The organism is Collinsella sp. 4_8_47FAA (assembly GCF_000763055.1).
Taxonomy (GTDB): Bacteria; Actinomycetota; Coriobacteriia; order Coriobacteriales; family Coriobacteriaceae; genus Collinsella.
Map to the genome: position 1 here is coordinate 168127 of NZ_KN214134.1, position 18194 is coordinate 186320.

General features: G+C 62.5%; 18 protein-coding genes. 9 read left to right on the top strand and 9 right to left on the bottom strand.

All coding sequences use genetic code 11. The annotated features are described in order from the left end of the window. Nucleotides 1–58 precede the first annotated feature (58 nt). The 6 genes from hypD to trxA all read right to left on the bottom strand — a co-directional run bounded on the left by hypD (nt 59) and on the right by trxA (nt 5466). Nucleotides 59–1171 carry a hydrogenase formation protein HypD gene (gene hypD, locus HMPREF9463_RS00710; protein ID WP_232219715.1) on the bottom strand — a complete coding sequence of 371 codons (1113 nt, stop codon included), beginning with the start codon at nt 1169–1171 and terminating at the stop codon, nt 59–61. Further along, nucleotides 1171–1431, bottom strand: a complete 261-nt coding sequence (locus HMPREF9463_RS00715; RefSeq protein WP_006235228.1) for a HypC/HybG/HupF family hydrogenase formation chaperone — start codon at nt 1429–1431, stop codon at nt 1171–1173. Before HMPREF9463_RS00715 ends, hypD begins: the two co-directional genes overlap by 1 nt. 131 nt (nt 1432–1562) lie before the next feature. Further along, nucleotides 1563–4034, bottom strand: a complete 2472-nt coding sequence (gene hypF, locus HMPREF9463_RS00720) for a carbamoyltransferase HypF (RefSeq protein WP_035136617.1) — start codon at nt 4032–4034, stop codon at nt 1563–1565. 117 nt (nt 4035–4151) lie between these two features. Then, nucleotides 4152–4664: a nickel-responsive transcriptional regulator NikR gene (gene nikR / locus HMPREF9463_RS00725; RefSeq protein WP_198019884.1), complete on the bottom strand. Its 513-nt coding sequence runs from the start codon at nt 4662–4664 to the stop codon at nt 4152–4154. A gap of 1 nt (nt 4665) precedes the next feature. Beyond that, nucleotides 4666–4914 carry a hypothetical protein gene (locus tag HMPREF9463_RS00730; protein ID WP_006235225.1) on the bottom strand — a complete coding sequence of 83 codons (249 nt, stop codon included), beginning with the start codon at nt 4912–4914 and terminating at the stop codon, nt 4666–4668. A gap of 231 nt (nt 4915–5145) precedes the next feature. Continuing rightward, complete coding sequence (gene trxA, locus HMPREF9463_RS00735; protein WP_035137123.1) at nt 5146–5466, bottom strand: thioredoxin; 321 nt, start codon at nt 5464–5466, stop codon at nt 5146–5148. 136 nt (nt 5467–5602) lie between these two features. Between trxA and HMPREF9463_RS00740 the strand changes: the two genes are divergently transcribed. After that, on the top strand, nt 5603–6178 hold the full coding sequence (locus tag HMPREF9463_RS00740; RefSeq protein WP_035137124.1) for a hypothetical protein: 576 nt from the start codon (nt 5603–5605) through the stop codon (nt 6176–6178). Between the two features lie 18 nt (nt 6179–6196). Here HMPREF9463_RS00740 and HMPREF9463_RS00745 read toward each other — a convergent pair whose 3' ends face one another. Continuing rightward, on the bottom strand, nt 6197–7474 hold the full coding sequence (locus HMPREF9463_RS00745) for a sensor histidine kinase (protein WP_052043977.1): 1278 nt from the start codon (nt 7472–7474) through the stop codon (nt 6197–6199). Then, nucleotides 7474–8196, bottom strand: coding sequence for a LytR/AlgR family response regulator transcription factor (locus HMPREF9463_RS00750; protein ID WP_035136618.1), 723 nt, complete (start codon nt 8194–8196; stop codon nt 7474–7476). Before HMPREF9463_RS00750 ends, HMPREF9463_RS00745 begins: the two co-directional genes overlap by 1 nt. Before the next feature lie 292 nt (nt 8197–8488). Between HMPREF9463_RS00750 and nadA the strand changes: the two genes are divergently transcribed. Genes nadA through HMPREF9463_RS00770 form a run of 4 tightly spaced genes read left to right on the top strand, consistent with a single transcriptional unit; the run spans nt 8489 to nt 12357 of the window. Then, on the top strand, nt 8489–9514 hold the full coding sequence (nadA, locus tag HMPREF9463_RS00755; RefSeq protein WP_035136619.1) for a quinolinate synthase NadA: 1026 nt from the start codon (nt 8489–8491) through the stop codon (nt 9512–9514). 57 nt (nt 9515–9571) lie between these two features. Continuing rightward, nucleotides 9572–10948 carry an L-aspartate oxidase gene (locus HMPREF9463_RS00760; RefSeq protein WP_232219716.1) on the top strand — a complete coding sequence of 459 codons (1377 nt, stop codon included), beginning with the start codon at nt 9572–9574 and terminating at the stop codon, nt 10946–10948. A gap of 3 nt (nt 10949–10951) precedes the next feature. Then, nucleotides 10952–11812: a carboxylating nicotinate-nucleotide diphosphorylase gene (gene nadC / locus HMPREF9463_RS00765; protein ID WP_035136620.1), complete on the top strand. Its 861-nt coding sequence runs from the start codon at nt 10952–10954 to the stop codon at nt 11810–11812. Further along, nucleotides 11812–12357 carry a transcription repressor NadR gene (locus tag HMPREF9463_RS00770; RefSeq protein ID WP_006235217.1) on the top strand — a complete coding sequence of 182 codons (546 nt, stop codon included), beginning with the start codon at nt 11812–11814 and terminating at the stop codon, nt 12355–12357. Before nadC ends, HMPREF9463_RS00770 begins: the two co-directional genes overlap by 1 nt. 201 nt (nt 12358–12558) lie before the next feature. Here HMPREF9463_RS00770 and HMPREF9463_RS00775 read toward each other — a convergent pair whose 3' ends face one another. Further along, complete coding sequence (locus HMPREF9463_RS00775) at nt 12559–12744, bottom strand: DUF362 domain-containing protein (RefSeq protein ID WP_006235216.1); 186 nt, start codon at nt 12742–12744, stop codon at nt 12559–12561. A gap of 658 nt (nt 12745–13402) precedes the next feature. On the opposite strand from HMPREF9463_RS00775, the gene dnaK reads away from it, so the two are divergent. The 4 genes from dnaK (at nt 13403) to HMPREF9463_RS00795 (ending at nt 17702) form a co-directional block, all read left to right on the top strand. Further along, nucleotides 13403–15295, top strand: a complete 1893-nt coding sequence (dnaK, locus tag HMPREF9463_RS00780) for a molecular chaperone DnaK (protein ID WP_035136621.1) — start codon at nt 13403–13405, stop codon at nt 15293–15295. A 2-nt stretch (nt 15296–15297) separates the two neighbouring features. Continuing rightward, on the top strand, nt 15298–16140 hold the full coding sequence (locus tag HMPREF9463_RS00785; protein WP_084591723.1) for a nucleotide exchange factor GrpE: 843 nt from the start codon (nt 15298–15300) through the stop codon (nt 16138–16140). 107 nt (nt 16141–16247) lie between these two features. After that, the gene (locus HMPREF9463_RS00790) at nt 16248–17213 is read left to right on the top strand and encodes a DnaJ C-terminal domain-containing protein (RefSeq protein WP_035136622.1); all 966 of its coding nucleotides are present in this window, start codon (nt 16248–16250) and stop codon (nt 17211–17213) included. Between the two features lie 72 nt (nt 17214–17285). Further along, nucleotides 17286–17702: a heat shock protein transcriptional repressor HspR gene (locus HMPREF9463_RS00795; RefSeq protein ID WP_006235210.1), complete on the top strand. Its 417-nt coding sequence runs from the start codon at nt 17286–17288 to the stop codon at nt 17700–17702. Nucleotides 17703–18194 lie beyond the last annotated feature (492 nt).

Consider the following 18194-nt stretch of genomic DNA (forward strand, 5'->3'; position numbering starts at 1 on the left):
TTATATGGGTGAGGCGCAGCGTCGACTGGTCCGCCGTTCGTTAGAACGGCGGAACCTATTAGCCTCGGTAGCGGAAATATGCTGCGCAGCTGCCCTCGGAGCTCACCATGCAGGGGCCGACGGGATGCTCGGGCGTACAAGCGTGGCCGAACAGGGGGCAGTCGCTCGGCGCAATGGCCCCGCGCAGCACGTCGCCGCAGCGGCACCCGCGTGGCTCGACCGTCGGCTCGATGGACACGTCAAAGCGCATGCTGGCATCAAAGTGCGAAAACTCGGGACGAATGGCGAGTCCCGAAGCCGCAATCGATCCCAGCCCGCGCCACGTGGTATCGCACGGCTCAAATACCTGCTCGACCAGCTGGCGCGCCACAGGATTGCCGTCGGCATTGACGCCGCGACGGTAGGCGTTGTCGATCGCGGGTTGCCCCTCAACAACCATCTGGACCAGCATGCAGATACCCTGCAAGATGTCGACCGGCTCAAATCCCGTTACCACGCCTGGAGTCTTAAACTCGTCGACCAAAAAGCTAAAGGGCGCCAAGCCCGTGATGGTGGCGACGTGGCCCGGCAGGATAAAGCCGTCGATGGTGGTCTCGGGGTCGTTGGCGATGACGCGCAACGCCGGCGGCGTGGTCTTGTGGGCGCAATAGACCGAGAAGTTCAAAAGCCCGCGCGCCTCGGCCTCCAAGATGGCGGCGGCGATGGTGGGCGTCGTAGTCTCAAAGCCCACGCCCATAAAAATGACCGGGCGATCAGGGTTTTGCTCGGCAATGTCGAGCGCGTCGAGCGGGGAATAGACGATGCGGATATCGCGCCCCGCCGCCTTTTGCGCAGCGAGCGAGGTGGATGATCCGGGCACGCGCATCATGTCGCCAAAGGTGGTGATGATGGCGCCGTCTATGTTGGCGAGCGCGATTGCGTGGTCGATGTCGCGGTTGGCGGTGACGCAGACGGGGCAGCCCGGGCCGCTCAGCAGCTTGAGCCCGGCCGGCATAATGGAGCGAAAGCCATAGCGCCCGATGCTCACGGTATGCGTGCCGCAGACTTCCATAAGGTTGATGGTGCGGTCGCCGACAAGCTCATGAATGCGCTCGATGAGCTCGCGAGCCAGCTTGGGATCGCGGAATGCCGAGAAATCGATACCGGAGCGAGCCGGCTGCTCGGGCGCCACTAGTAAGCCTCCGCCGGGTTGGTGGCCAGCTGGTCTTCTTCGACCAGCTCGGACATGGCATTAACAAGCTCGAGCGTTTCCTGTGCTTCCTGCTCGTCGACAATCTGGATGCCAAAGCCGGCGTGTACGAGAATATAGTCGCCAACCTGCGCCGTCGGCACGAGCCGCAGCGACACGGGGCGCTCGATGCCCATCATGTCGACGGTGGCCTTGAGGTCGTCGTCGCGTTTGACTACTTTGCCGGGAACGGCAAGGCACATATTGTTCCCCTTTTATACGCTTTGCGCTGGATGGGCGCTTAATAATCCATCAGTTGATGGTAGCGCTCGCGGGCGCTGCGGGCAAACGCGCTACACCTGTGAGACGGCGGCTTGCGGGCTGGCCGAACAGCCTACTGCGATGCAATCTGCGCAAGACGAGCGCTTGCGACTGCCGCCTGACCGTAGGCGATGCAGCCGTCGTTAACGGGCACGGTTTGGGGAATCAAGACAGTGAGACCCATGCTTTTGAGCTCGCGGGTGAGGAGCTGGAGCAAAAGTCGGTTCATGAACACGCCGCCCGAGAGCGCGACGGTATCGATGCCTTCGCGCGCGCAGATTTCGCGTGCGATTCGTGCCGAAGAGCGCGCGATGGCGATATGGAAGTCGAGCGCGAGCCTGTAGGCGGGCGCTCCGGCTTCAATTCCTCCCAAAAGTGCCTCAAAGAGTGCTTTCTGGTCCAGAACATAGGGGCCGTCCAGCCACGATGGGCCAGATGCGAAATAGCCGGCGTTGTCGTCGGGAAAATGGGCGATTTCGTTGTCGAGCGCGCGCCAGGCGGCAGCCTCAAGCTCGATGGCGGGTTCGCCCTCGTAGGTTGCCTTGTCGCAGATGCCCAGAATTGCTGCCGCGGCATCAAAGAGACGCCCCATGCTGCTGGTACGCGGGCTGTTGATGCCGCGCTCGATCATGGTGGCTGTCACGCTGCGCGTTTGTTCGTCGAGGCCGTCCAAAAGCCGAGCGGCACCTGGGTGCTCGAGCAGGCCGAGCTCACTGAGCAGGGCGAAGGCGTTGCGGCGGGCGTCGCGCACGGAGGCCGCCCCACCGGGGAGCGCCCAGGTGCGCAAATGCGCGGCGCGCTCAAAGCCGCCAAGGCTGGCAACAAGAAACTCGCCGCCCCAAATGGTCCCATCGGTGCCGGCGCCGGTGCCGTCAAAGGCGATGCCAAGGACGCGCGCGTCGGTTGTAAGCTGGCCCGCGGCGATGGCTTCGGCCATTACGCTCGCGATATGCGCATGATGGTGCTGCACCTCGACGAGCGGCAGATTGCATTTTCGTGCCTGCTCGCGCGCCCACTGGCCCGATAGATAGCTGGGGTGTACATCGCAGGCCAAGGCGGCGGGCGCCAAGTCAAAGAGATCTTCCAAGCGCGTGCGCGCGGCGTTCCAGGCATCGAAGGTCCCGCCGTTTTCAACATCGCCGATATGCTGCGACACAAAACAGGTTGCCTCGCCGTTCGTCCCTTCACGCGTGAGCGCAATCGTGGCCTTTTGTTGTGGCCCGCAGGCTAGCACGCAGGACGGAGCGCCGTCGAGCGCCGGCAACGGTAGCGGCTGGGGTGCATATCCGCGAGCGCGGCGAACGGGCATAATGGCGCCGTCGACCACGCGCACTACAGAGTCGTCGTAGCGCGAGAGGATCGCGCGGTCGTTACCGAGCAACGCGTCGGCGATGCCGGCAGCAACGAGGTGTTCCCAGGCAAGGTCGTCGTCGGTCTCGATGGGTTCTTCGCTCAGGTTTCCGCTGGTCATGACGAGCGCGTGCATACCGCAGACTTCTGCCGCGGCAAGCAACAGATGTTGAAGCGGCGTATAGGGGAGCATGACGCCGAGCTCGGGCAGGTCGTGCGCGACAGATGGCGCGAGGGCGAGGATGTCGGGGGAACCGTCGTTGTCCTCGCTAACAGTGCGCCGGCGCAGCAGCACGATGGGGCGGATACTGCCAGCGAGCAGATCGCGTTCAGCATCGTCGATATGACACAGGCGCTCGGTATCAGCAAGACTGCGTACCATGACGGCAAGTGGTTTGTTGCTGCGGCGTTTGCGACGGCGCAACTCGGCCACCGCCTGCTCGTTGGCAGCGTCACAGGCTAGATGGAATCCGCCCAGGCCCTTGATGGCGACGATGCCACCGCTGGCCAGCAGCTCAACGCAGCGCTCGATGATAGCGTCGCTGGCCTCGCGTGTGGTGCCGACGGTCGGTGTCGCGGACGAATTCCCGCACGCATTGCCGTTTACAGCCTCGCGCCACGTAATATGCGGCCCGCAATCAAAGCAGGCATCGGGTTGCGCGTGAAAACGCCGGTCGAGTGGGTCGGCATACTCCGCGGCGCACTTGGGACACATGGGAAAACAATCCATCGAGGTGGCCGCTCGATCGTAAGGCAGCGAGCGGATGATGGTAAAGCGTGGGCCGCAGTTAGTGCAGTTGATAAAGGGGTAGTGATAGCGTCGGTCGGCGGGATCGAACAATTCGCGCAAGCAATCGTTGCAGGTGGCGATATCGGGCGAGACGAGCGTCGTGTGCGCGGTCTGGTCCTGCGATGCTACGATGCGAAAGCCCTGTTCGTTGGCGGCATCCCAACCGTTGGCTGCCAAGTCCACAACCTCGACATGCTCTACGCGGGCTGCCGCAGGCGCATGCTCAGAAAGCGCGGCAACAAAAGCATCGAGCGCATCGGCCGGAGCGTGCGCCTCGATATGCACGCCGTCGCCCGCATTGAGCACCCATCCACAAATGCCATGTGCCATGGCCTCGCGATACACAAACGGTCGCATGCCAACGCCCTGCACAATGCCCGTCACATGAATATGCGCATGCCGCATGCGACACCCCTCATCAAAACCGACCAAAAAGGGACAGGTTTATTTTGGTAGGTAAAACTTCTAAACCTGCCAAAACAAACCTGTCCCTTTTTGGCAGGTGCGCTGCGGGAAATCCCGCTATAGCCCCAGGCTCTGCTTGGTGGCGGCGCAGGTGAGCTCGCCGTGCTTAACGCCGCGCAGGCCCAGCAGGCGGTCGGCTAGTTCGTAGACGCGCTCGCCACGACCCTTGAGCGCCAGAATCTCCAAACAGTTGTGGTGATCCAGATGCACGTGCATGGTCGATACGATCTCGTCGGTGTAGTCGTGCTGCACTTCGTCCAGGCGGCGCGTCAGATCGCCGGTGTGATGGTCGTAGATCATGGTGAGCGACCCGATAACGTGCTCATCGGGCGTGCGCATCTGCTCTTTGGCGATCGAGGCGCGAATCAAATCGCGCACGGCCTCGGAGCGGTTGGCCACGTCGCCGCGGCGCGCGATCTGCTCGTCAAAACGGCGCAGCAGGTCGTCGGGTGCGGTAACCGAAAAACGGACCAGCTCGGAGCCGGAGCCACTACAGTGGCAGCCCGCGTCACCGTCCGCCCCGTGCGGATGCTCGTGCTCGTACCCGCAGCAGTGCTCGTGTTCGGCCACCTTACACCAGCTTCACGGAGCCGACGGAGTTGTGGTCGGCCTCGATGGCTTCCTCGTAGCCCTCGAGTGCGTCGTGGGCCTCGTGGAGCGCGGCCATGGCGGCCTCGAGCTTGGCGCCGATGCGCTCCATGTCAAAATTCTCGGTCGCATGCAGCAGCTGATGGCTCCACTCGTGAGCGAGCTCGATGGTGTCGTCGACCTGCTTGACGCTCATGGCAAGCTGGCTCATGTTCATTCCGACGTCATGCATGGAAAATCTCCTTTTGTATGGGGCAGTTCAGTGGTTCAGATTTTACTACGCCCGCTCTGTGCGCAGCTGCATAAGAAAACGGGTGCGAGTCTGTGCGACCCGCACCCGTTCACTGGGGGCTGTTTGTGACTACCATACTATCCGTGGTTGCACTCGGTGCATCCAGAAGTCCGGCGAGCGGTGCAAAAGCGCTCATGGACGGCAGGCAGACGGCAACATGTAACAAGCGTATTACAGATGCTTCTCCAGCAGCGCCTGCAGCCTCGCCTTGGGTAGAGCGCCAACCGATCGGTCAATCTCCTCGCCGTTCTTAAACACAACCAGCGTGGGGATGCTCATGACGCCATACTTCATGGCCAGGTCCTGGTTGTCGTCGACGTTGCATTTGGCAACGGCAAGCTTGCCCGCCAGCTCATCGGCAACCTCGTCAACGATGGGCGAGAGGGATCGACAGGGCCCGCACCACGGTGCCCAAAAATCGACCAGCACGGGCAGACTGTCGTTAACGATGGAATCGAAGTTCTCGGGGGTAATCTGATTAATGTCAGCCATGGTGACCTCCATAATGCGACGCGGCTCGGCCGCGTAAAACTCAGTACGACCGTGCTTATACCCAGCCGCCCGCAAAGCAACCACTCGCGGGCAGCTCTTTTATATAATGGTGGGCACGCAAACGATTGGAGAGCGCATGTCCACGTCACAAAGCCAGAAAAAAGAAGCCATCGCCCAGGCGGCCGAGCAGGAGCTCGCATCGCTCGCGGGTCGCGGCGTGCGTATCGCGGGCAACGCGTGCTCGCCGATCGTGCTGGTCAAAGGCGATTTGGACGAGGCCGAGCGTTCGGGTGGCGAGCTTGCCGCCGGCCCGGATGGCGCGGCGTTGCGCAAGGCGCTTGGGGCCATCGGCTACGCGCCCGAGGATTTTTGCGTGCTGTCAAGCGTCGCCGGCGTGGGTGACGGGGCGGTCGCGACAGGCGAGGGCCTACCGTGCGAGCTGTTCCGCGAGGCGCTCGAGGCCTTGGACCCCGAGGCGGTCTTGCTGCTGGACGATCGCGCGGCCGATACCATGCGCGAGACCTATGCCGACATGCTTGTGGCAATCGACGACTTCGATACCGCTATGCTCAAGCCCGGCTTGGTCGCCCATGTGCAGGGCCGCCGCGTGCTCGCGCTCGACGGCTTTGAGGCGGCACTCACTGACAAAGCCGCCAAGCAGCGCATGTGGGCATACATCAAGCAGCTGACCCCGGCAGCCGCTCCGCTGTAGCGAGGCTGGCGGCAGCCCCTACATCACGGCGCGCAGCTCAAACCGATCGCCGTTAATGCGGAACTGGCAGTTGCCGTTCATGCGCTCCACGGCAAGTTTGATGCTCCTGGTGCCAAAGCCGTGGCCCGCATGCCGGGTCACGGGCATGCCGTCGACCATGCGCGGCGCGCGGTCAAACGTGTTGGAAACTAACAGCAGCAGCTGGCCGTCCTCTAATCGCAGGTCAAAGTCGACGAATCGCTTTCCTTGGGGTGCGGCGCTTGCGGCGGTGATAGCGTTTTCCAAGGCATTTGAGAGCACGCTAAACAGGTCGGCGTCACCTACGTGGATGGTTTCGGGTACGGCGGCGCGCAGGTTGGCGGTAATGCCGTTTCTATTGATATCCGAGTTAAATGACGAAAGCGCGATGTTTACGGTCTCGTTGGCGCAGAAGCGGCGTACGGCGGTGCGATCGCCGGCTTCGCAGAGTTCATCGATGCGTTTGAGCGCCTCGTCGGTGTGGCCCTCCTCAATTAAAGCGGCCAGGCCGCGTAGGAAGTGGCGCATATCGTGGCGAAGAATCGACAGCTCGCGCCCAGATTGACGCCAAGCCTCGAGCTCTTTGATGGCGACGCTGTCGCGGGTTTCGAGCATCCAGCGCTCTCTCTCGGCGGTTTCCTTTTCTTCGTATTCACGCAGGTAGACGGCGAGGAACATAAGGTAGAACGCGCAGAGCGCAAAGGCCAAAAACTCAACCGTCACCACCGAGCCCGAGTGGAACAGCGTGGTGTAGACGTTGGTGGCATAGTCAAAGACGTAATAGACGAGCGGCAGGATTAAAAGGATGCCCAGCTCGGTGGTGCTTTTAATCGCCAAGCGCGGACCGATGTCGCCGGCCCAATGCAGCAGGACGGCAAAGACGGCGAGTGTGGTCGCGATGCGCGCCAGATAGTACGCGATCTGAGAATCGGTTGCGGCAAATGCGGCGATGCCCATCCAATTGCTGAACTGGCAGCTCAGATAGGCACTCGTAATGCCGAGCACGGCAAGCAGCGGGCTCAGACGGTAGCGCGCGCACAAATAGATGACGAGCGGCAGATGCACGACGAGCGGATATACCTGGCGGGCGAAAAGCTCACCGCCGACGGCATTGGCGATCGAAAAGGCAGCGCCGGTCACGACGCCGACCAGCACCAGTTCAAGCGCATGACGCCGGTTGATCTCGACACCGCACAACGCCGCCGAGGCAAAGACGCCAAAGAGCAGCGTCGTGGCGTGGTGGATTGCCCAAAGGACCATTTCGACCGAGGAGACCATCAGTGTCTCCCACCCTCAAAGCGCGCCGCAAAGTAGGCGTCTTGGAATCCCTGCTTGCAGCTGCGCGAAAGCGGGATGCACGCGCCCGAGCGCATGACGATGTCCGTGCGGTCAAAGTGATCGATATTGCGCAGGTTGACCTGGTAGCTGCGGTGGCATTTAAAGAAGACCGCGTTTTGCTCCAAGCGGTCCTCGACGCTGCGGAACGACTCGAGTGCCTCGATATCGCGTCCGTCGCGCAAGTGGAAGACCACGTGCTTGTTGCGCGCCTCGGCATATTCGATGTCGGACAGGCGCAGGGCGTGGTAGCCAAAGGAAGTTTTGATCACGAGCTCGTCGGTTGCCGCCGGGCGCATGCTCGAAAGCTCGTCGAGTAACTGCGCCAGGCGTTCGTAAGTCATAGGCTTGAGCAGATAGTCGAAGGCACGGACCTCGTAGGATTCCAGCGCGAACTCGGGCGACGAGGTGAGGAACACCAGGCGCACGGCGGTGTCGGCCTGGCGCAATTCGCGTGCGGTGTCCATGCCGTTGACGAGCGGCATGATCATGTCGAGCAGAATGATGTCGGCGCGCGATGCGGCATGGCGGGCCAGCAGATCCTCGCCGCGCGTGACGAGCGCAACATCGACCGCCGTGCCCGTCTCGGTCGACCAACGGTCGATCATCCGGTGCAGTCTATCTAGAAAAGCGACATCATCGTCGCAGGCAATAATCTTGAGCATTCGGCCCCCTTAAGTAGTTCGATTTTGCCACATCGGGCACGCGCCGCTTGCGGGGGTGCGGACCGTTTGCGCCCCACGGCGTGCAACTCGCGCCGAGCGGTATTGCGGTGGCGAAAGATGCTTCCTGCGCTATCGAGAGCTCGGCTATCCTCAGCTTGCCAGTTCGAAAATGGACCTGCCATATGATTGAATCTTTATTTCAACTTTACACCTAGGTTTACAGCTGTCTTGTCAGCTGTAAACCTAGGTGTCATACTAAAGCCCCAAGATTCGCCAAAAGAGAGGGGCCTTGATGGCACAGAGCGCGAACATGGATGCGTCGGAGCTTGCACGCGATATCGCGGCCGGCCTAGCATCGGCAACGACGGCAACGGAGCGCGCGGCACTGGTGCCCGCAGAGCTCGTCGAGGCCATTCAGCAACTAAAAACCCAACGTGACGCGGTAATCCTGGCGCACTATTACGTGGCGCCCGAGGTGCAGGCCGTGGCTGATTACGTCGGCGACAGCTTCTACCTGGCAAAGCTCGCCAAGAGCCTGCCGCAGCAGACCATCGTGCTGTGCGGCGTGGAGTTTATGGGCGAGAGCGCCAAGCTGCTCAATCCCACTAAGACCGTGCTGCTGCCCGAGCCGGGCGCGGACTGTCCCATGGCGCACATGGTCAAGCGCGAGACGGTCGACGCGGCGCGCGCCGAGTACGGCGACGACCTGGCTGTCGTCTGCTACGTCAACTCCACGGTCGAGATCAAGAGCTGGAGCGACGTGTGCGTCACCAGCTCCAACGCCGTTAAGATCGTGTCCGAGCTGCCGCAGCAGCATATTCTGTTCATTCCCGACCAAAACCTGGGCCGCTTCGTAGCCGAGCAGGTGCCGCAAAAGCACGTCATCCTCAACAACGGCTACTGTCCGCGTCATCACATCATCACCGTCGAGCAGATCGTCGACGCGCAGGAGGCGCACCCCGACGCGCTCGTGCTGGCGCACCCCGAGTGCAAGGCCGACGTCCTGGCCGAGGCCGACTACATCGGCTCTACTGCCGGCATCATCAAGTATGCCGAGGAGTCCGATGCGAGCGAGTTCATTATCGTGACGGTTCGCGGCGTGCTCTACGAGCTCGAGCGCCGCTGCCAGGGCACCGGCAAGAAGTTCTACTTCCCCGCGGTGCAGCCCACCTGCGTCAACATGGATCTCATCACGCTCGAAAAGCTCGTGCGCTGCCTGGAGACGGGCGAGGGCGAGGTGCAGATCGGCGTGTCGGACGAGGCTGCCGACCAGGCCAAACTTACGCTCGACCGTATGCTCGAGTGCGCAGCACGCTAAGCCAGATGTGACATGAGGGACCATCCCTTATGCCATATTACAAGGGAGAGGATTCCTGTGGAAACCAAGCAATACCCCGATATGGAGTGCGACGTCGTCATTGCCGGCTGCGGCGTGGCGGGCCTGTACGCAGCTCTCAACCTGCCGACGAGCACACGCGTGATCATGCTTTCCAAGGGCGCCGTCGACGAGTGCGATTCGATGCTTGCGCAGGGCGGCATCTGCGTGCTGCCCGAGGGCTCGGACTACGATGCCTTCTTTGAGGACACCATGCACGCCGGCCACTACGAAAACCGCCGCGAGAGCGTCGACATCATGATTCGCTCGAGCCGCTCGGTCATCAACGACCTGCTGGCCATGGGCGTGGATTTTGAGCGCAAGGCCGACGGCAGCCTCAACTTTACCCGCGAGGGCGCGCACAGCCGTCCGCGCATTGCCTTCCATGCCGACATTACGGGCAAGGAGATTACGACCAAGCTGCTCCAGGCCGTTCGCAAGCTGGATAACGTGCAGATTTTGGAGCACGTGGCCATGACCGACATCCTGACGGGTGAGCGTGACGGCGCCACGGTGTGCACCGGCGTCGTCGCCGTTCCCGTGGACGAGAACAACTCGGTTCGTCCCGCCGACGAGCTGGTAAATACCGCCGAGGGCGCGCATGCCGGCGAGCCGTTTAAGATCCATGCCCGCCACACGCTGTGGGCAACGGGCGGCATCGGCGGCGTATACGACCATTCGACCAACTACCCGCAGCTCACGGGCGATGCCTGCTACATCGCTCAGGAGCATGGCATTAAGATGGAGCATCTGGACTACGTGCAGATTCACCCCACGGGACTGTTCTCGCCGCAGCCGGGTCGCACCTTCCTGATCAGCGAGAGTTGCCGCGGCGAGGGCGCGATTTTGCTCAACGCCGCCGGCGAGCGCTTTACCGATGAGCTTCAGCCGCGCGATGTGGTCGCCGCCGCTATTCGCGAGCAGATGAAGCAGGACGGTGCCGAGCACGAGTGGCTGAGTTTTGCCCCCGTCGAGCGCGATGTGGTGACCGGGCACTTCGCCAACATTCGCGCGCGCTGCCTGGAGGACGGTCGCGACATCTTGGACGAGCCCATCCCCGTTACGCCCACGCAGCACTACTTTATGGGCGGCGTATGGGTCGATAAGGACGGCCGCACTTCGATGCCAGAGCTCTACGCCGCGGGCGAGACGGCTTGCAATGGCGTTCACGGCAAGAATCGCCTTGCATCAAACAGCCTGCTCGAGGCGCTGGTCTGGGGTCGTCGCGCCGCGTGGCGCATGCGTACCGGCGAGTCGCTGGCCGTGGAGCAGGCGGGCGATCCCGCGCTCGATGGCCGTCATCGCGCCCTGAGCGCCGACACCCTGGCAATCGATGATTTGGCCCGTGCTGCCGGCACGCAGGCCGTGGAGGAGTAGACCATGAATCCCATTACCATGAAGCTCGTCGTCGATGATCTGATTCTGCAGGCTCTGCGCGAGGACATTACCTTTGAGGACGTGAGCACGGCGAGCGTGTGCCCCACGGCGCGTCCCGCCACGGTGGAGCTTATCGCCAAGGCCGACGGCATCATCGCCGGCTTGGATGTGTTTGCCCGCACCTTTGAGCTGCTGGATTCGCAGAGCTCGGTGCTGTTTGATGTTGCCGACGGTGACGAGGTGCATGCCGGCGACCACGTGGGTCAGGTGCGCGGCGATGCGCGTGTGCTGCTTTCGGGCGAGCGCGTGGCGCTCAACTACCTGCAGCGCATGAGCGGCATCGCTACCTATACGCACAGCATGGCCGCGGCGCTCGAGGGAACCAAGACCGTGCTCGTCGACACGCGCAAGACCACACCGGGCATGCGCGTGTTTGAGAAGGCGGCGGTTGAGATTGGCGGCGGCAGCAACCACCGTTACAACCTGTCGACGGCCGTCATGCTCAAGGACAACCACATCGATGCCGCCGGTGGCGTGACGCGCGCGATCGAGATGGCGCGCGCCCATGCATCGTTTACCACGACGGTCGAGATCGAGTGCGAGAACCTGGACATGGTGCGCGAGGCCGTGGAGGCCGGCGCCGACATCATCATGTTCGACAACATGACCCATGACGACATGGCCGCCGCTATTGAACTTATCGCCGGCCGCGCCAAGACCGAGTGCTCGGGCAACGTGGATGCCAGCAATATCCGCGCGCTTGCCGACCTGGGCGTTGACTTTATTAGCTCGGGCGCCCTGACGCACTCCGCGCCGATCCTCGACCTCTCGCTTAAGCACCTGCGTCTGCTGGACGGTAAATAATGAACGCCCGCGAGCGTCGCCGTGCCATCATGGCCGTGCTCGAGGGGGCCAAGGGGCCCGTATCGGGCAGCGCGCTTGCCCGCGAGGTGGGTGTGAGCCGCCAGATCGTGGTGCAGGACATCGCCCTGCTGCGCGCCGATGGGCACGATATCGTGGCGACCAACCGCGGCTACGTGCTGCAGGAGGCCCCCAGCAGCCCCGCCGTGCCTACGCGCTTGGTCAAGGTTCGCCACAGCGTGGAGCAGGCAGGCGATGAGCTCACGAGTATCGTCGACGCCGGCGGCGCCGTGCTCAACGTGATTGTCAATCACCGCGTGTACGGTAAGATTACGGCCGACCTGGACATCCGCAATCGTCGCGATGTCGAGCGCTATCTGCGCGATATCGAGAGCGGCAAGAGCTTTCCGCTGCTGACGGTGACCAGCGGCTACCACTTCCATCGCATTGCGGCGGAGGACGAACAGACCCTCGACGAGATCGAGGCGATGCTCAAGGAAAAAGGCTACCTAGCAGACCTGATGCCCTACGAAGACGATTTGTCCTAGTCGACGCCGCATCTATAAGTTGCGGTGAAATAGTTCCTAAAATCGGCATCCAAGACATAAAACAGGAACTATTCCACCGCAACTGCCAAGGGTCCCGCTCCAAATTAGCTGCCCACATATGCAAAAGGAGGCCTCCGCGGCGATGCGGAAGCCTCCTTTTTTGTGCACGGTGTACTTTTGAGTGTGCAAGTGGGGGAGTTGTTACTCCTCGACGATCTCGGTGATCGCGCCAGCGGGGCAAGCGTCCTGGCAAGCGCCACAGGCGACGCAGGAGTCCTCGTCAGCGACGGTAGCGACGTCCTGGAGCTCCAGAACGCCAGCGGGGCAGGAGTCGACGCAAACGCCACAAGCGATGCACTCGTCGGCATCAATTACGGGATGAGCCATGGTAGTTTCCTCTCTGTTGACCGACGCTACAGGCGATGCGCGCCGGTTTGATTCGGGCAAAAACATACCACGGGAGCGACCGTTTGCAATACCCTCTGGCCGGCATCTTCATACCGTTCGCCGAGTATGCCAAGGTTTACTAAAAAACGCGCAGGTGGGGCCGTTGAGCTGCATAAATGTTAGCTAAAGGTGACTTGAAATATAGGGCGATTGAGCGTGCTTGCGGAAACCGCATCCCATTATTTTGTCGAAAAACGGGTTGCAGTTTCCGGTTAGGCCCGCTAGCGGAAAATGCGAGCCGGTATCAGCTCTCAAAACGGGATACGGTTTCCGGTTGAGCCTTCAGACGGAAACTGCGACCCGGAATCCACGCTCAAACCGGGATGAGCTTTCCGCAAGACGGCCCCCAGGCACCCCCGGACGCAAACCTCAGCCATCTCTACATAGATCTCGATAGATTTGCCGAGAACTCAAACAGTGCGTCTACCTGCGCATTTAAGAACCTAAACTCTCAGCAATAAGAAATCTTATATGAATTGACTTAGATTTTGTATATTCCGGCCCATAAGGGGATACACTACATCCTGAAAGACAAGCCGAAGCGCCGCGCGACAGATCGTCGAGGCGGCGCGAACGCAAAAGAGAGAGGGAATTTCTAATGAGTAAGATTCTTGGTATCGACCTTGGTACTACTAACTCCGCTATGGCCGTCCTCGAGGGCGGTTCTCCGACCATTATCGTGAACGCCGAGGGCGACCGCACCACCCCGTCCGTCGTGGGCTTCCGTGCCGACGGCGACCGCGTCGTGGGTAAGGCCGCTAAGAACCAGGCTGTCACCAACCCCAAGAACACCGTGTTCTCCATCAAGCGCTTCATGGGCCGCAAGTACTCCGAGTGCACCTCCGAGATCAAGACCGTGCCGTATGAGGTCAAGGAGGGCCAGGGTGGCCGTGCCGTCGTCGACATCGAGGGCAAGGATTACACCGCCGAGCAGGTGAGCGCCATGACGCTCGCGAAGATGAAGGCCGACGCCGAGAAGTATCTGGGCGAGACCGTCACCGACGCCGTCATCACCGTCCCGGCCTACTTCAACGACGCCCAGCGTCAGGCCACCAAGGACGCCGGCAAGATCGCTGGCCTCAACGTCAAGCGTATCGTCAACGAGCCGACCGCTGCTGCTCTTGCCTATGGCCTGGACAAGCAGGGCACCGACCAGCGCATCCTGGTCTTCGACCTGGGCGGCGGCACCTTCGACGTCTCCATCCTCGACCTCGCCGACGGCGTGTTTGAGGTTCTGTCCACCTCGGGCGATAACCACCTGGGCGGCGACGACTGGGATCAGCGCGTCATCGATTGGATGGCCGATAAGTTCCAGCAGGAGAACGGTGCCGACCTGCGTCAGGACCCCATGGCCCTGCAGCGTCTGAAGGAGGCCGCCGAGAACGCCAAGAAGGAGCTCTCCGCCGCCCAGCAGACCACCATCAACCTGCCGTTCATTACCATGAACCAGTCCGGCCCGCTGCACCTCAACTACACGCTGACCCGCGCCGAGTTCGAGAAGATCACCCGCGACCTGCTCGAGCGCTGCAAGCAGCCTGTCACCAACGCCCTGCGCGACGCTAAGCTCAAGCTCTCCGATTTGACCGAGGTCATCCTCGTCGGCGGCTCCACCCGTATGCCCGCTGTCCAGGAGCTCGTCAAGACCATGACCGGCAAGCAGCCCAACATGTCCGTGAACCCCGACGAGGTCGTTGCCGACGGTGCTGCCGTCCAGGGCGGCGTGCTCACCGGCGACGTCGAGGGCATCCTGCTGCTCGACGTTACCCCGCTGTCGCTGGGCGTCGAGACCATGGGCGGCATCATGACCAAGATGATCGACCGCAACACCACGATCCCGACCTCCAAGACCGAGGTCTACTCCACCGCTGCCGACAACCAGACCAGCGTCGAGATTAACGTGCTCCAGGGCGAGCGCGAGCTTGCCCGCGACAACAAGTCGCTCGGTAAGTTCCAGCTGACCGGTATCCCGGCTGCCCGCCGCGGCGTGCCGCAGATCGAGGTCACCTTCGACATCGACGCCAACGGTATCGTCAAGGTCTCCGCTAAGGACAAGGGCACCGGCAAGGAGCAGCAGATCACCATTTCCGGCTCCACTGCTCTGTCCGACGACGAAGTCGATCGTATGGTCAAGGACGCCGAGGCTCATGCCGAGGAGGACAAGAAGCAGAAGGAAGAGGTCGAGGTCCGCAACCAGACCGACAGTCTGTGCTACTCCACCGAGCAGACCCTCAACGAGCTGGGCGACAAGGTTTCCGCCGACGTGAAGTCCAAGGCCGAGGCCGCTATCGCCGACGCCAAGAAGGCGCTCGAGGGCTCTGACGTCGAGGCCATCAAGGCCGCCGGCGAGTCCCTGCAGTCCGTGGCCTACGAGCTGGCCCAGGTTGTCTATGCCGACGCTCAGCAGCAGACCGACGGTGCCGCTGGCGCCCAGCCTGCCGACGATGACGTTGTCGACGCCGACTACGAGGTTGTGGACGACGAGGACAAATAATCATGTCCGCCCGTAAAGCTCGCACGGAGGCGGCCGCCGTTGGTGCCGCCCCCGTTGACTCTGAGGAGAAGGACGTGAAGATTCCCGTAGAGGCCGCAGACGTTACCGAGGCCAACGAGGCCCCGGCCGCCGAGGCTGCCGAGAACCAAGTAGAGGATTCCAACAAGGAGGCGACGATGACCGAGGACGAGATGGTGGAAGCCGCTATCCGCGCCGGTGAGGAAGCCGCCGACAACGACTTTAAGCTCAAGTTCGAGCAGGCTCAGAAAGAGCTTGCCGACGTGCGCAATGAGCTCGATGCTGCGGAAGAGGCTCAGAAGGCCGCCGAGGACAAGGCAAAGGACGCCACCGAGCGTACCGCCCGTCTGCAGGCCGACTGGGAGAACTTCCGTCGCCGCACCGCCAATGAGCGTATCGCCGAGCGCGAGCGCGCGACCGAGAAGCTCGTCACCGCGCTGCTGCCGGTGATCGACGATATCGAGCGCGCGATCGACCATGCCCGCAGTCAAGAGCTTTCCGACGACTTTAAGCAGTTCGTCGATGGCGTTGACGCGGTACATGCCAAGCTGCTCGATGTGTTTGCGCACGAGGGCGTTGAGCCCATCGACCCCAAGGGCGAGGCGTTCGATCCGCTCGAGCATCAGGCCGTGGGTCGCGTCGAGGACGCATCGCAGTACGACGAGACCGTCAACGACGTGTACCAGAAGGGCTACCGCATGGCGGACCGCATCCTGCGCTCCGCGATGGTGACGGTGACCTACGGTGGCGAGAAGCGCCCCGCACCGGAGCCCGAAGCGGCGCCCGAGGATGCTGCGGCCGATACGGCCGAGAGCACCGAGGAGTAATTGAGAAGGGCCCCGGGGCAACACCCGGGGCCCTTTCTGGCCTAGTGCCATATGAAAGCATGAGCCGCCGCCCGCTGGGCGGCGGGTGAAACAGGAGAGGAGCTACGATGGCTGCAGGCAAAACCTTCTATGACATCCTGGGCGTATCCAAGAGCGCCTCCGACAAAGAGATCAAGAGCGCGTTTCGCAAGCTCGCGCAAAAATATCACCCCGATGCCGGCGGCGACGAGGCCAAGTTCAAGGAGATCAGCGAGGCCTACGAGACGCTTTCGGACGAGAAGAAGCGCAAAGAGTACGACCAGATGCTCATGTTTGGCGGCATGCCGGGCGCAGGCGGCGCGTATGGCGGAGGCTACGGTGCCGGCGCAGGTGCCAGCGGCTGGGGCGACATCTTCGACAGCATCTTTAGCGGCAACGGCGCCTGGGGCAGCGATTGGGGCTCGGGCTTTGCCGGGGCTGCGGGCGCTGCCGGTGCCGGCGCGGGTCGCAGCCGTGCTCGCAAGGGCGGCGACCTGTCGCTGACCGTCGATGTGACGGCCGAGGACGCGTTTCGCGGCGTGACGCACAAGGTCACCTATCGCATTCCCTCGACAGGCGAGCAGCAGACCATTACGGTCTCGGTGCCCGCGGGCGCGGTCGACGGCGGCAAGCTACGCTACAAGCGTCGCGGCGAGTATGGCGTTGCCGGCGGCGAGCGCGGCGACCTGGTCGTGACCACGCATGTGGAGGAGCACCCGCTGTTTAAGCGCAAGGGTGCCGATGTGACCATGGAGGTGCCGATCTCGGTCTACGAGGCGGCGCTCGGCTGCACGGTTGATGTGCCCACGCCCGGCGGCGCGACGGTTCGTCTGAAGGTGCCCGCTGGCACCCAGACGGGCAAGAAGTTCCGCTTTAAGGAGATGGGTGCGCCCGACGTTAAGCACCGTGGCCGCACAGGCGCGCTGCTCGTCGAAATCAAGGTACAGGTCCCCACGAACCTGTCCGATGACGAGCGCGATGCCATGACCAAGCTGCGCGAGGCCGACACGCGCGATTATCGCGAGAAGGTCAACCGTTACAAGGCGACGTACTAGGGCGGTCGTGGCGCACACCCGCGCCCGCGGGCTTATGATGGACGATAACGAGACGGAAAGGGGTCAGGTAGCATGGCCGAGGACAATAGGAACAAACCGCTGTACATGATCAGCGTGGCGGCCGAGTTGACCGGCATGCATCCGCAGACTCTGCGCGTCTACGAGTCCAAGGGCCTGGTGAACCCCCAGCGCTCGGGCGGCAACACGCGTCTGTATTCGCGTGCCGATATCGAGCGCCTGGAGCTCATCAACCAGCTGACCGACGAGGGCATCAACCTTGCCGGCGTGGTGCGCATCCTCGATATGAAGGAGCGTGCCGAGGAGCGCGAGCGCGAGAACGAAAAGCTTCGCGCCCGCGTGCGCCAGCTCGAGGACGAGCTGCACGAGTACAAGATGCAGAAGAAGATCACCGCCCTGGCCCCGCGCGACGGCTCAGTCAACCCCGAGCAAGTCATGCGCAAACTTTTGGGCGCCGGCGGGGATTTGTAGTTACGCGGGTTTACCAACCCGCGTAACCAGTTGACGCTGCAAGCCCGCCAGAGCGGCAATCTGCCTTTCAACTTCGGCGGCATGACCAGAAGGTCAATGCCGCCTCGTTTCAAGGCACCTTGCTCGCTCTGGCGGGATTTCGCTCATATGACCCAATCCGCTGTCAAGAGCCACAATGGCCCCGCCGACCGCTTGCAATCGGTCGGCGGGGCCTGCCGTTAACCCGTCCCGGTCCGCCCCCGGCATGTCATCGACGCCTTCGGCTCAGTCTCATATCCGCGGATACCGTTCTGCCGGCCCGCACTCCATTCCTTCGGCGGGGTTCCCCAAGTCTGTCGAGGCGCATGCGGAGGGCTCCGCGCGCACAGCGAAATAGGGGGTGTCCCCGAAGGCCGCCCGGCTCGCCGGGACGGGGGCTATGTCTATTCCGCGCCCTCCCGGCACATCATGCCGAGGGCCCAGAGCCACCTCACGAGCTCGGCCGCGGTGGCC